Source organism: Aestuarium zhoushanense (assembly GCF_056431045.1).
Genome location: NZ_JBWKMA010000015.1, coordinates 253,875 through 267,897, shown reverse-complemented (window position 1 = coordinate 267,897; position 14,023 = coordinate 253,875). Strand labels below are relative to the sequence as shown.

Below are 14,023 nucleotides of genomic sequence, written 5' to 3'. Positions count from 1 at the left end.
TCGTTCGCGGCACTCTATAAGCGGCTCAACGGGTGAGGGAAAGCGTATGTTGAAGTCTGGGGCAATTCGGGCGCTAGGTGCGATGTCTGGGACATCGTTAGACGGCGTGGATGCGGCTGTTTTGGTGACAGATGGCGTCACGATCACCGAATTCGGCCCCTCCGATTTCCGTCCCTATTCCAAAGAGGAATCAGCGGTGCTCCGCGCGGCCTTGGGGAAATGGGACGGCGCAGAGGTCGAAGCCGCCGCTGAAGTCATCGAAACCGCCCATGCGCAAATCTTGTCAGGGTTCGAAGATGTCGACCTGATTGGCTTCCACGGCCAAACCGTTGCCCATGACCCAGCGAACCGTGGCACGCTCCAAATCGGGGACGGCGCGCTGTTGGCCGAGGTGCTGGAGCGGCCCGTCGTTTGGGACTTCCGCAGCAACGATGTGAAACTGGGCGGGCAGGGTGCGCCACTCGCGCCGTTCTATCACTTCGCGCTCGCGAAATTCATCGGCGCCACCGCGCCCGTTGCATTCCTGAACCTCGGCGGCGTAGGCAACATCACATGGGTCGACCCATCAAAGGCAAAGCCAGAGGACGCAGGTGCGCTGATCGCCTTTGACACTGGGCCAGCGAATGCGCCTATTAACGATCTGATGGTTAGGCGATTGGGCGTGGATCGCGATGAAAACGGTGAGCTTGCCGCCAAAGGTAACGTGGATGAGGACATCCTGAACCGCTTCCTCGACCACCGCTATTTTTACAAAATCCCGCCCAAATCCCTCGACCGAGATGATTTCGCAGCTTTGGCGACTGAGGTCGAAACCCTCTCTGACGCCGACGCCGCAGCGACCTTAACGGCTTGTGCGGCGATGGCGGTCGTCAAAGGCATGGAACACTGTCCTTCAGTCCCCGCAAAATTGCTCGTCACAGGGGGTGGGCGGCACAATGCGACCCTCATGGCGATGCTCGCCGCTGGCCTCGATTGCGAGGTTGCGCCTGTCGAGGATGCCGGCCTCGATGGGGATATGCTAGAGGCCCAAGCCTTTGCCTTTCTCGCCGTCCGCGTGGCCCGTGGATTGCCGACTTCTTGTCCTTCGACAACGGGCGTTGGTGCGGCGGTCGGGGGCGGCACGGTCAGCCACCCCATACGCTGATCTATAGACAGCCTCGTATTCCAGTGCTAACGATAGCCGCATGAAGAGCAACGCAATCATTATCAACTGCATTATTACCTGCTGACAAACGTCACGCGGGCCGCTCTTTCACGTTTCATTCGGATCAGTAAGTTGCTAAGCCCGCAGGCGAAAACCCTGTGTGAGAGGCCGTATGACCACGATCAAACTCCATAACTCGAAGACCCGCAAAAAAGAGGTCTTTGAACCGATCGACCCACAGAACGTGCGTATGTATGTCTGCGGCCCGACCGTCTATGACCGCGCCCACCTCGGGAATGCGCGGCCAGTTCTGGTGTTTGATATTCTCTACCGCCTTCTTCGCCATGTTTATGGTGCAGAGGCAGTGACTTACGTGCGGAACTTCACCGACGTTGATGACAAAATCAACGCCCGTGCCGCCCGCGATAATCGCTCGATCCGTGACATCACCGATGAAACGATCGCGTGGTATCATGACGACATGGATGCCCTCGGCGCGATGCGTCCGAACCATGAGCCTCGCGCGACCGAATGGATCGGCGCGATGGTGTCGATGATCGAGGACCTCATCGCCAAAGGCCATGCCTACGAAAAAGAAGGCCATGTGCTGTTCCGCGTGCGGTCCTATGAAAACTACGGCGCACTGTCGGGTCGCTCGGTTGACGACATGATCGCAGGCGCACGGGTTGAGGTCGCACCGTTCAAAGAGGACCCGATGGATTTCGTCCTCTGGAAACCCTCGGACGCGCAGACACCAGGTTGGGACAGCCCTTGGGGGTATGGTCGCCCTGGCTGGCACATCGAATGTTCTGCCATGTCTTACGAACTCTTGGGCGCATCGTTCGATATCCATGGCGGCGGCAACGACCTCCAGTTCCCGCACCACGAAAACGAAATCGCCCAAAGCTGCTGCGCCCACCCAGAAGGTGGCTTTGCGAACGTCTGGCTGCACAACGAAATGCTTCAGGTTGAGGGCAAGAAGATGTCCAAATCCTTGGGCAACTTCTTTACCGTCCGCGACCTCTTGGATCAGGGCATCCCGGGCGAGGTCGTGCGGTATGTGATGTTGGATACACGTTATTCAAAGCCGATGAACTGGACCGAAAAGAAAAAAGATGAGGCTAAAGCAACTATTAGGCATTGGCATGGCCTAACTGCAGACCTGTTTCCCTCCATTGATTTTCAGCCCGACGAAAAATTTATTAACTCTTTAGCGGATGATCTGAATACCCATTTGGCACTCGTGTATATCAATCAGCTTCAATGGAATCCTCAATCTCTGTTGGATCATGCGCGTTGGTTCGGTTTCCTTTCTGATGCTACGAGAAATCAGTTCATTAATGAAATGGCGAGCAGCAGCTTTGGGATAGGAAATAGTCCTGAAGAAGCTGAAATTGCGCGTAAGTTAGACGCTTTTCGCAATACGCTGGTAGCGCTCCGTTACGCCGCGATGGAAACCAAAGATTTCAGCGCCGTTGATGCGATGAAAAACGCACTAATGGAAGCGGGCGTTGAGGTCCGCATGTCCAAAGCTGGAGTGGAACTTCTGCCCGCTGCAGGGTTCGATGCCGCGAAACTGGAGGGTCTATGATGACCAAAGAACGTCTTTACCTTTTCGACACCACGCTGCGCGACGGTCAACAGACCCAAGGCGTGCAGTTCTCAACGGGTGAAAAGCAAAAGATTGCGACCGCTCTGGATATGCTCGGCATCGACTACATCGAAGGCGGCTGGCCGGGGGCGAACCCGACCGACAGCGATTTCTTTGATGCGGTGCCTGCGCTGAACAACGCGACGATGACGGCCTTTGGGATGACCAAACGGGCAGGGCGTTCGGCTGAAAATGACGATGTTCTGGCGGCGGTGATGAACGCGAATACGCCTGCAGTGTGCCTTGTTGGTAAGACGCATGATTTCCATGTGACGACCGCACTTGGCATCACGTATCAAGAAAACACTGAAAACGTCCGCGCCTCGATCGCACATATCGTGGCCTCGGGCCGTGAGGCGCTGTTCGATGCGGAACACTTCTTTGACGGCTACAAGTCGAACCCTGAGTATGCTCTCGAAGTGGTAAAGGCCGCTTATGATGCAGGCGCTCGGTGGATCGTGCTCTGCGACACCAACGGCGGCACACTGCCGTCCGAGGTGAAGGCGATCGTTGGCAAGGTGATCGAGGCTGGCATCCCAGGCTCCCACATCGGCATCCATTGTCATGACGACACGGGCCACGCCGTCGCGAACTCTCTCGCGGCAGTGGATGCGGGTGCGCGTCAAATTCAGGGCACGCTGAACGGTCTGGGCGAACGCTGCGGCAACGCGAACCTGACGACGATCATCCCGACGCTCTTGCTGAAAGAGCCGTATAAGTCGACGCTCGACACGGGCATCTCGACCGAGGCTTTGGCGGGGATACGCAAACTTTCGCGTCTGCTCGACGATATCCTGAACCGCGTGCCTGCGAAACAGGCGCCCTATGTGGGCGCCTCGGCCTTTGCCCATAAGGCGGGCCTCCATGCGAGCGCGATCCTCAAGGATCCATCGACCTATGAACACATCGACCCCGCTTTGGTCGGCAACAGCCGCATCATCCCGATGTCGAACCAAGCAGGCCAGTCGAACCTGCGCCGCCGTTTGGCAGAGGCTGGGTTTGAAGTGGACGACAAAGACCCCGCTCTGCCGCGTCTCTTAGAAGAGATCAAAGAGCGCGAGTCCCGTGGCTATTCCTACGACACCGCTCAGGCATCGTTCGAACTGCTGGCCCGTGAAACGCTGTTCCAACCGCGTCCGTTCTTTGACGTGGACCGTTACCGCGTGATCACCGAACGCCGCCGTAATGCTAAGGGCGAAGTGATCAGTGTATCCGAGGCCGTCGTCTCCGTCTGGATCGGTACACAACGCGTGACGTCCTTCTACGAGAACGAACATGCGGACCAACTTACTGACGCGGGTCCTGTGAACGCATTGTCGATGGCGCTGGCCAAAGACCTCGGTCCGTATCAGTCGTTGATTGAGGATATGGAGCTTGTCGACTTTAAGGTCCGTATCACAAATGGCGGCACCGAGGCTGTGACCCGCGTGATCATCGACAGCGAGGACAGCACAGGCCGCCGTTGGTCCACCGTTGGCGTGTCCGCGAACATAATCGACGCGTCCTTTGATGCGCTCCTCGATGCGGTGAACTGGAAACTCGTCCAAGACGGAGCCGAACCCGTATGACCCTGAACGCCTGCGCTGAACTGGTTCGTCAGGGCGACCCTGATCGTTTTCTCGCGACAATGGCCGCCCCACCAGAGGCGCGGGCGAAACTCTTTCCGCTCTATGCCTTTAACCTAGAGGTCGCAAAGGCCCCTTGGGTGACGCGCGAACCTATGATCGCGCAAATGCGGTTGCAATGGTGGCAGGACATCGTGACCGAAGTGGTCGAGGGCAAACCGCCCCGTGCGCATGAAGTGGCGGGTCCTTTTGCAGAGGTCGTGAAATCCACCGCTCTGCCGCCCTCAGTCATTTCGACCATGATCAATGCGCGGTATTGGGACATCAACGGCGACCACTTCGAAAACGAAGAGGCCGTGATAGCTCATATCGACCGTGGTGCAGGGAGCTTGACTGTTCTGGCGGCTTTGGCGCTCGGTGCTGATGCGGAAAAAGAAGAAGCGATCCGCGAGGCCGCTATCGCCTCTGGCATCGCCAATTGGCTCTTGGCCGTTCCCGCGATCAAGGCCGCGGGCCGCAAACCTCTGGCCCATGAAACCCTCGCAGAGGTAAAGAACCTCGCCGACTACGGCCTTCGGATGCTTGCGAAACATCGCGGCACCGATTTTGGTCCCGCAGTTCCAGCCTTGCGCGCTGGATGGCGGGCCAAGGCGATCCTCTCAGCCGCTATGGCCGATCCACAATCCGTCCCCGACGGACGCCTGACCACGTCGGAGTTCCGCCGCAAGGGTACGCTCATGCTGAAACAGCTAACGGGCCGTTGGTGATCAGAGGTCTTTTGGACGCAGCGCCAACCAGATCAGCGATCCACCGGCAAGCGCGAGGAATGGCACCATCGCCACGTTGACAGCCGTCCAGCCGTCAATCGGCGACCCGCCCGAACAGTTCATCAGACCGCCCGACGCCAGCGACGCCACCGTCACGCCGCCAAAGACCAACAGGTCGTTCAGGCCCTGAATGACACCGCGTTCATGCGGCTCGTGCGCCTGTGCCAACATCGTTGTCGCGCCGATAAAGCCAAAGTTCCAGCCGACACCTAGTAGGATCAAACCTGCGTAAAAGCTCAACAGCGACGGTGACGATGCTTCATCTGCGAGCTGAACCCCAGCTAGAGCGGCAATGCCAGCAAAGGCGAGGATCACAAGGCCCGTCGCCATGATCGTCTTTACGCCAAAGCGTGCAATCAGGTGACCTGTAAAAAACGACGGAATGAACATGGCCAGAACGTGCGCGGTGACGATATCGTTTGAACTATCAACGCCGTAACCGCAGCCCACAACCGCCAGTGGGGTCGAGGTCATCACAAGGTTCATCAGCGCATAGCTGACCATACCAACGATGATTGCCACGATGATGGGCGGATGTGCGAGCAGCGCTTTACGTGTCCGCGCAATTGGCGCATCCAGAACTTTCGGCGCCGATTTGCTGCCCTTTGGCAGGTCGAGCGCGAGGAAAAGAAACAGACCGAACAGGTTGATCGCCACGATCGCGAGGTAACTGCCAAGGAACGGAATGACAGGATTGATGTCACCGACCACTTTGTTCAACTGCGGTCCGACAATCGCGGAAATCAGACCACCCGCCATTACATAAGAAATCGCCTTGGGCTTGAACGTGTCAGTCGCAGTGTCGGTGGCAGCAAAGCGGTAGAAGCCCTGCGCCGACATATAGATACCCGTGATATAGGACCCCACGAGGAACAACGGGAAGTTCGCGAAATAGAGGCCAGCCGCCGAAATCATCGCGCCCAGCATCCCCGCAAAAGCACCGAGCATGAACCCAAACTGACGGCCATTGCGCTGCATCAGCGGCGATAGCCACGGTGCAGTGGTCATTGATCCGAACACGATCATCGAAATTGGCAAGGTCGCCCAGCAAGGGTTCGCCGCCAATTGTTTGCCTGCAAGACCCCCAATGGCAAAGATCATCGGCATTTGCGCGCCCAAAATCGCTTGGGCCACCACCAGCACTGCTACGTTGCGTTTCGCGCGGCGGTCGTCGGTATAGATCGTATCCATGGGAAGTCCTAAATTCGTTACCGCCTTTGTGACGGCCTTAACACATGGCGTCAATCACATGTGCAAACGATCCGTAGGCGCGGCCGAGCCGCAGTCCCATCGCGGGCAGGTCGGTGCCTTCGGCATCTTGGGCAGTAAACAGCGCGTCACCTTCGGCCTTAATCGTGGTCGCATAGTGGAACTCATGCGCGGCCCAATGCCCAGCAAATGGACCCTGTGTGCCCGTCACCGTCCGATACCCAAGGTGCAGTTTTCGTTGTGCAAACGAGGTTTCCAACCGCAACAGCCCAGCCATCTCGTGTCGCGTGCCATCGGCATCAATCAGACCGTCACCCATGACCATATAACCACCACATTCTCCATAAATATCAGTGGTTAATGCGGTGTCCTTTAGGTTCTGGATAAAGCCCGATCCGACAATCTGACCCGCGTAAAGCTCTGGATAACCACCGGGTAGATAAACCAGATCAGCCTCCGGGATAGGATCACCATTGAGCGGTGAAAACGGAATGACTTCGGCCCCATTGCGTCGCCAATCTGCAATCATATGCGGATAGGAAAAGGCAAAGGCGCGGTCTTGGGCCAATGCGATATGCTGTGCGGGTGGAGTGAGGCCCACGTGGGTGCTTGTCGCCACAGGGCGCATCAACTTCCGCAGCGCGTCAATGTCCACATGACGACGGACAAGAGCGGCAGCACTATCCAGAAACACATCCAAATCATCGCGCTCGTCGGCTTGAACTAGGCCGAGGTGGCGGGATGGCTGAACGATCTGCGCATCACGTGGAACGGCCCCCAAAACGGGAATGCCTGTCGCAGCTAGTGCGCGGCGTAGAATGCCCTCGTGTCGCGGCGACCCGACTTTGTTCAGGATCACGCCCGCAACGGTCACGTCCGACGCAAAGCCCGTAAAGCCAGCGACCAGTGCTGCGATCGAACCCGCCATCCGCGCCGCATCGACCACCAAAACGACCGAGAGGCCCAGCGCACGGGCCAAATCAGCGCTCGACCCACGGTCATCAGGCGGCGCGCCGTCAAAGAGGCCCATTGCGCCTTCGACGATGAGGGGCCCATCACCAGCGGCGAGCGACCGAATACGATCAGGCGTCATCGCCCAAGCGTCCAAATTCACGCAAGGTTGCCCGCTGGCAACCGCATGAAATCGAGGATCAATGTAATCAGGCCCAGATTTCGCACCGCGTACGTTCAGCCCATCTTGGGCCATGGCGCGCAAAAGGCCCAAGGTGATCGTCGTCTTGCCCGATCCCGAAGCGGGTGCAGCAATGACGATCCCTGTCATGCGCTCTCTGCCGGACGACCACGCCCAAGGGGATCGAGGTTGCGCGGTTCAATGCCCGCCGCAAGGCTCTGCCAATCGAGAACCTGACGCATCAGAACCGAACGGCCCACGCAAATAATCGCAGGTGGTTCTAGCCCAGCGGCCGCGATATCGGCCTCTAGCGTGCCCAAGGTGGACTCCAAAACCTGCTGGTTCGGCGTTGTAGCATTGGTCACGACAGCAACAGGTTCCGACAGTGGACGACCCGCCTCAATCAGGCTACCTGCGATCTGAGCGATATGCTTCATCCCCATATAGATCACGAGGACTTGCGACCCCTTGCTGATCGCCGCCCAATCGAGCGACTGCGGGGTTTCGCCCGACTGGTCGTGACCCGTGACAAAAGTCACCGATTGGTTCACGTCGCGGTGGGTGACTGGAATACCTGCGTAGGCCAAACCGCCGATACCTGCCGAAATGCCGGGTATAATCCGCACAGGAACGCCATGCTGGATCAGGGTTTGCGCTTCTTCGCCACCGCGGCCAAAGACAAACGGATCGCCGCCCTTGAGGCGCAAAACCTTTTTGCCCTCTTTCGCCATATCGACGAGCTGGAGCGAGATGTCGCGCTGCTTTGCCGACGGTTTGCCGCCGCGCTTGCCCGCGTAAATATGTTCCGCATTCGAGGCGAGCGCGAGGATCGCCTCATCCACGAGCGCGTCGTAGATCACCACATCCGCTTGCTGCAGGCCGTTGACAGCATGCAAAGTCAGCAGCCCGGGATCACCAGGGCCAGCACCACAGAGCCATACCCAACCGGGTTTCAAAACGGGCCATGTCTGGCCGGAAAAGGGAAGCGAGTCGATCATGGGGTGGTTATGCCCCGTAAGTGGGCCTGAATAAAGGCGACAAACGACGCAGTTTGCTGGATTGGCGGCACGGATAACCCGTTCTATAGTCACGCCATGACGCGCAAACCCGACACCCCTTTGCGCCGTGGCTGGACCACGGGCGCTTGTGCCACCGCCGCCACCAAGGCGGCGTTGCTGCGTTTGTGGGGTGGGGCGTGGCCTGAAATGGTCTCGATCACTTTGCCCAAGGGCGAAACACCTGTGTTCGAACTGGCCTATATGGACGTAGGCGACGGTTATGCCGAAGCTGGAATCATCAAGGATGCAGGCGACGACCCTGACGTGACCCACGGTGCCTTGATCCGTGCGCGGGTCGAACGGTCGGCAGGGGGCGTCACGTTCCATGCGGGCGTCGGTGTCGGGATGGTGACCAAAGCGGGATTGCCGATCCCTGTGGGTGAGCCCGCGATCAACCCGGTGCCGCGTGCCTTAATGGATGAGGTTGTCGCCGAATTGGCCAGCGAATTTGGCCAATCCCCCGATATCGCGATCACGATCACCGTGCCCAATGGGGCAGAGCTCGCGCAGAAAACATGGAACCCGCGATTGGGGATCAAAGGCGGTTTGTCGATCCTTGGCACGACAGGCGTTGTGCGTCCGTTCTCTTGTGCGGCGTGGATTGCGTCGATCCACCGTGGCGTCGACGTGGCGCGGGCAGGGAACACGACCCATGTTGCGGGCTGCACAGGTGCGACGTCAGAGCGGATCGTGCAGGGGCTCTATGATCTGCCCGATCACGCGATGCTCGACATGGGGGATTTCGCGGGTGGTCTGCTGAAATATCTCCGCCAACATCCCGTGCCGCGCCTGACGATCGGTGGTGGCATCGGTAAGCTGGCAAAGCTGGCGCAGGGCGCGATGGACCTTCATTCGGGGCGGTCGCAGGTGGATTTCGACATCCTTGCCGATTGGATGGGGCACGACAGGTTGCGCGGTGCGAATACCGTCCTTGAGGCCTTTGAGATTTGCGGCGCGCCTCTGGCCGATCTTATTGCCGTCAAAGCCCGTGAACAGGCGTTGTCGGTGGTGCGCGATGCAGGTATCGACATCGACATCGTGGTTATCGACCGCGCAGGCAAGATTTTGGCGAGGACAGGCGCGTGATCCTTTTATTGGCTGGTACGACAGAAGCCCGCAAAATGGCGTGGCTCCTCCATGATTACGGGATCAAAGCGATTGCCTCTCTTGCGGGTGAAACCGCTTCCCCCGCGGCCTATCCGATCCCAACCCGTATCGGTGGGTTCGGTGGCGAGGATGGCTTTATCCAGTATCTGGACGATAACGGCATCTCGGCGGTCATCGACGCCACGCACCCCTTTGCAACTGCGATCACCGAACGGACGGCGCGTGTCTGTGCCCAGCGCCGATTGCCCTATATCCAACTGATCCGCGCCGAATGGGAGCCTGAGCCAGAGGATAAATGGATCATGGTTCCCGACATGGCGAGCGTGTCTGCTGTTGTCCCTGATGGCACCCGTGTTTTTGCGGCTGTCGGTCGCAAAGGTGCGGCAGATTTGAATTTGCCGAACTGTCACCTCGTGATCCGCACTGTTGATCCGCAGCCTGCAGAGGATGGCGTGACCTATATTACGGGCCGTCCGCCATTCCCCGAGGCGGATGAGGTGGAGCTGCTGAAACAGCATGAGATCGACATCGTTGTTGCCAAAAACGCGGGCGGAATGACCGAAGGCAAACTCCTCGCTGCGAGGCAATTGGGGATACCTGTTGTTATGGTTCAGCGCCCGCCGATGGCGGATGCCTTGCGGCGCGAACGGGTTCAGGATGTCTTGGACTGGGTCATGGACCTATGATCGGGCGGATCATCGAAACCGATGATTGCATCCTCGAAGGGATCGCGTGGTTGTCAGCCGCCCATCCCGAATTCAAAGCCGCCTATGACTTGACTGGTCCTCTGCCGCTTCGCCGCACCAAAGACGGGTTTGATCGGCTTTTGTCTGCGATTGTCAGCCAGCAGGTAAGCGTCGCAGCCGCTAGTGCGATCTGGTCACGGGTTGAGGCGGCGGGCATGACGAACCCTGAGAATGTCCTAAACGCTACTGAGGACGACCTTCGCGCCTTGGGCATGAGCCGCCAAAAAGTGCGTTATGCAAAGGCACTTGCGGGGGCTGGAATTGACTTTAACAATTTGCGGCAACTCCCTGATTTAGAAATCATTAAGGAGTTGACAGCTGTCAACGGAATAGGTGTTTGGACGGCTGAAATTTACGCGATGTTCGCGTTGGGTCGGGCGGATGTATTCGCCCCCGGCGATCTGGCTCTGCAAGAGGCCGCGCGGATGTTGTTCAACCTCGACGCCCGACCGACAGAGCGGGCACTGCGGAAAATGGCCGAAGACTGGAGCCCGTGGCGTGCGGTTGCGGCTCGGCTCTTGTGGGCCTACTACAAGGTAGCGAAAGACAGGGAAGGTATCCTATGACACGTGCTCTTCAGGCGGACCGGCGCGAACCGGTATCGGGCGATCTGCGCTCTGCTGTTGTGTTCCTGCATGGCTACGGTGCCAATGGGGCCGACCTTTTGGGGCTGGCAGACGTGCTCGGCGAACACCTCCCCGACACGATGTTCATTGCTCCTGATGCGCCCGAGGCCTGCGCAGGTGCGCCGATGGGGTTCCAGTGGTTCCCGATCCCGTGGATCGACGGGTCAAGCGAGGAGGAATCGCGTCAGGGTCTTGATCGTGCGTCTGATGACCTGAACGCGTTCTTGGACGGTGTGATGGTCGATTACGATCTGCTGCCTGAACAGGTTATGATCTTTGGCTTTTCCCAAGGCACGATGATGTCGCTGCATGTCGCACCTCGCCGCGAAGATGCGGTCGCGGGGATCTGTGCGTTTTCTGGTCGTCTGCTTGAGCCAGAGTTGCTCGCCGACGAACTGTCCTGCCGCCCGCCAGTTCTATTGGTCCATGGCGACCAAGACGATGTCGTCCCCGTGCAATCGCTGCCCCAAGCCGCAGAGGCGCTTCAGGCCGCTGGGTGGAAAGAGGTCTATGCGCACATCATGAAGGGCACAGGCCACGGCATCGCGCCTGATGGACTGTCGGTCGCCCTCGCGTTCATGCGTGAGCGGTTGGGCTACTGACCAAAGACAGGGCAATTTGCCTATTGTCGCGTCACTCGGCTGTTACATCGCTGCGGTTATCTGCGGGCACGTGTTGACGATATCGTGAGGCTTGATCCGTTCGGGCTACGATATATAGTTAACGCTATGCTGGGGCGGGTTGCTCCCGCTCTGGTGCCTAGAGCAGACAGAGTAGTGGAGATATGCTCCGATGGATGGCGATTTTAGGATAAATTTTGTTAGAGATCAGGCTGGGCCACGGTCGCATCCCGCGCTGGTGTTGAACGCGGACTATCGACCGTTGTCGTATTACCCGCTTTCGCTTTGGCCTTGGCAAGAAGCGGTAAAGGCGGTCTTTCTCGATAGGGTGGATATCGTTGCCACCTACGATGAAGTGGTCCGCAGCCCATCGACAGAGTTCCTGATCCCGTCGGTTGTCGTCCTCAAAGATTATGTTAAACCTCAAAAGCGCGTGGCCTTCACGCGCTTTAATCTTTTCTTGAGGGACGAATTTCAGTGCCAATACTGCGGTGGACATGGCGATCTGACGTTCGACCATGTGGTGCCACGAGCGCGGGGCGGGATTACCAGTTGGGAAAATGTGGTAGCTGCCTGTTCGCCTTGTAACCTCGCCAAAGGGTCAAAGAGCCTGCGTCAGACGGGGATGCATCTGCGAAAGCCACCGCGTCAGCCCAGCGCCGAGGAATTGCGCAACCTTGGGCGCAAATTCCGACCGAACCACCTCCATGAAAGCTGGTTGGATTACCTCTATTGGGACACCGAATTGGACGCATAAGCTGAGGAAGGTTTCAATTCTGTGCTAAGCCGCTAGACTTTATCCGTAGAGAATTGTAAGTCGCGAGCGTTAACGCTAACATAGCTAGCGTGATGTGATCTACGAGAGAGAAGCGGAGAACAGCATGGTATCGCGTGTCATTCCGGTCGAACCCTTCGACCTAGTGATTTTTGGGGGCACGGGCGATCTGGCCCGCCGTAAAATCCTGCCTGGCTTGTTCCGCCGTTATCTGTCGGGGCAAATGACCCCTGAATCGCGGATCATTGGTGCTGCACGCTCTGAGATGGATACCGAAGGGTTCCGCCAGCTTGTGGCAGACGCGATCCAAGAATTTGGCGGTGCCGAGAAGTCTGAAAAGAAATCGATCGCAGAGTTCCTTGCGCGTCTCGACTATGTTGCGATTGACGCCAAGGGAGAGGGCGGTTGGGCGCAGCTTGCTGGTCTGATGCGGGACGGCGTTGTGCGCGCGTTCTATTTCTCTGTCGCGCCGAGCCTCTTTGGCGATCTCGCAGAACGTCTTCACCTGCATGGCATCGCAAACAGCGAAAGCCGTATCGTTGTTGAGAAACCGTTCGGTCGCGATCTGGCATCGGCCAAGGAACTCAACGCGGTGCTCGCAACGCATTTCGACGAAACACAGATTTACCGCATCGACCACTATCTGGGCAAAGAAACCGTTCAGAACCTCATGGCCGTCCGCTTTGGTAACGTGCTGTTTGAGCCGCTGTGGAACAACCACTACGTCGATCACATCCAGATCACCGTGGCGGAAACCGTGGGTGTTGGCGGTCGCGGTGCATACTACGATAAATCAGGTGCGATGCGCGATATGGTGCAAAACCACCTGATGCAGCTTTTGTGCCTCATCGCGATGGAACCGCCGAGCAAGTTTGAGGCCGATGAGGTCCGCAACGAAAAGCTCAAGGTTATCCGTGCCTTGCAGAACGTTGATCACCACCACATCGTGCGTGGTCAATATGATGCAGACGGCAAAAGCCCGTCCTATCGTGACGACGCGGAAAACCCGCGTTCGTTCACCGAGAGCTTTATCGCGATGCGCTGCCATATCAACAACTGGCGTTGGGCTGGCGTGCCGTTCTACCTGCGCACAGGTAAAAAGATGAAAGCGCGATCGTCCGAGATCGCCGTGGTGTTCAAAGACCTTGGTCACTCGATCTTTGAAGGGGACGAAGCGCGTCACCGCAACATCCTCGCCATCCGTTTGCAGCCGAACGAAGGCATCGACCTGCAAGTGACGATCAAAGAACCGGGTCCGGGTGGTATGCGTCTGATTGACGTGCCGCTGGATATGACGTTCTCTGAGGCCCTTGGTGATGACGCAGAGGATGTGACCGATGCTTACGAGCGTCTGATCATGGACGTGATCCGTGGCAACCAGACCCTGTTCATGCGTGGCGACGAGGTCGAGGCGGCTTGGGCTTGGACTGATCCGCTGATCAATGATTGGGAACGTCGCAACGATGTGCCTAAGCTTTACGATCAAGGCTCTGCTGGTCCAGATGATGCGCTGATGCTGATGCATCGTGACGGTCGTCGCTGGCGCGATATCAAAGGTTAAGC

General features: G+C 58.1%; 13 protein-coding genes. 10 read left to right on the top strand and 3 right to left on the bottom strand.

What is annotated here, in order from left to right:
• Positions 1 to 46 precede the first annotated feature (46 nt).
• From AC07ED_RS07070 to AC07ED_RS07055, 4 genes are all read left to right on the top strand, one after another.
• Positions 47 to 1,144: an anhydro-N-acetylmuramic acid kinase gene (locus AC07ED_RS07070; RefSeq protein WP_105235145.1), complete on the top strand. Its 1,098-nt coding sequence runs from the start codon at positions 47 to 49 to the stop codon at positions 1,142 to 1,144.
• Between the two features lie 172 nt (positions 1,145 to 1,316).
• The gene (gene cysS / locus AC07ED_RS07065) at positions 1,317 to 2,735 is read left to right on the top strand and encodes a cysteine--tRNA ligase (RefSeq protein ID WP_105235144.1); all 1,419 of its coding nucleotides are present in this window, start codon (positions 1,317 to 1,319) and stop codon (positions 2,733 to 2,735) included.
• The gene (cimA, locus tag AC07ED_RS07060; protein WP_105235143.1) at positions 2,735 to 4,363 is read left to right on the top strand and encodes a citramalate synthase; all 1,629 of its coding nucleotides are present in this window, start codon (positions 2,735 to 2,737) and stop codon (positions 4,361 to 4,363) included. The genes cysS and cimA overlap by 1 nt, the downstream gene beginning before the upstream one ends.
• A complete protein-coding gene (locus AC07ED_RS07055; protein WP_105235142.1) occupies positions 4,360 to 5,127 on the top strand; it encodes a squalene/phytoene synthase family protein in 768 nt (255 codons plus the stop codon). The genes cimA and AC07ED_RS07055 overlap by 4 nt, the downstream gene beginning before the upstream one ends.
• On the opposite strand, the gene AC07ED_RS07050 is transcribed toward AC07ED_RS07055, so the two are convergent.
• The 3 genes from AC07ED_RS07050 to cobA are packed head-to-tail and all read right to left on the bottom strand — an operon-like array spanning position 5,128 to position 8,526.
• Entirely contained in the window at positions 5,128 to 6,378 is a 1,251-nt protein-coding gene (locus AC07ED_RS07050; protein ID WP_105235141.1) for an MFS transporter, read from the bottom strand. It lies immediately after the preceding gene.
• Positions 6,379 to 6,415: 37 nt separating this feature from the next.
• Entirely contained in the window at positions 6,416 to 7,678 is a 1,263-nt protein-coding gene (locus AC07ED_RS07045; protein WP_105235140.1) for a cobyrinic acid a,c-diamide synthase CobB, read from the bottom strand.
• Positions 7,675 to 8,526: a uroporphyrinogen-III C-methyltransferase gene (gene cobA / locus AC07ED_RS07040; RefSeq protein WP_105235139.1), complete on the bottom strand. Its 852-nt coding sequence runs from the start codon at positions 8,524 to 8,526 to the stop codon at positions 7,675 to 7,677. The genes AC07ED_RS07045 and cobA overlap by 4 nt, the downstream gene beginning before the upstream one ends.
• A 96-nt stretch (positions 8,527 to 8,622) precedes the next feature.
• Between cobA and AC07ED_RS07035 the strand changes: the two genes are divergently transcribed.
• From AC07ED_RS07035 to zwf, 6 genes are all read left to right on the top strand, one after another.
• Positions 8,623 to 9,672 carry a cobalt-precorrin-5B (C(1))-methyltransferase gene (locus AC07ED_RS07035; RefSeq protein WP_105235138.1) on the top strand — a complete coding sequence of 350 codons (1,050 nt, stop codon included), beginning with the start codon at positions 8,623 to 8,625 and terminating at the stop codon, positions 9,670 to 9,672.
• On the top strand, positions 9,669 to 10,379 hold the full coding sequence (locus AC07ED_RS07030) for a cobalt-precorrin-6A reductase (protein ID WP_105235137.1): 711 nt from the start codon (positions 9,669 to 9,671) through the stop codon (positions 10,377 to 10,379). Before AC07ED_RS07035 ends, AC07ED_RS07030 begins: the two co-directional genes overlap by 4 nt.
• Positions 10,376 to 11,005, top strand: a complete 630-nt coding sequence (locus tag AC07ED_RS07025) for a DNA-3-methyladenine glycosylase family protein (protein WP_105235136.1) — start codon at positions 10,376 to 10,378, stop codon at positions 11,003 to 11,005. Before AC07ED_RS07030 ends, AC07ED_RS07025 begins: the two co-directional genes overlap by 4 nt.
• A complete protein-coding gene (locus tag AC07ED_RS07020) occupies positions 11,002 to 11,667 on the top strand; it encodes an alpha/beta hydrolase (RefSeq protein WP_105235135.1) in 666 nt (221 codons plus the stop codon). Before AC07ED_RS07025 ends, AC07ED_RS07020 begins: the two co-directional genes overlap by 4 nt.
• A 190-nt stretch (positions 11,668 to 11,857) precedes the next feature.
• Positions 11,858 to 12,442 (top strand): HNH endonuclease, encoded by a 585-nt coding sequence (locus AC07ED_RS07015; RefSeq protein WP_105235134.1) that lies wholly within the window; start codon positions 11,858 to 11,860, stop codon positions 12,440 to 12,442.
• 124 nt (positions 12,443 to 12,566) lie between these two features.
• Positions 12,567 to 14,021, top strand: a complete 1,455-nt coding sequence (gene zwf / locus AC07ED_RS07010; protein WP_105235133.1) for a glucose-6-phosphate dehydrogenase — start codon at positions 12,567 to 12,569, stop codon at positions 14,019 to 14,021.
• The last annotated feature ends 2 nt before the right edge of the window (positions 14,022 to 14,023 follow it).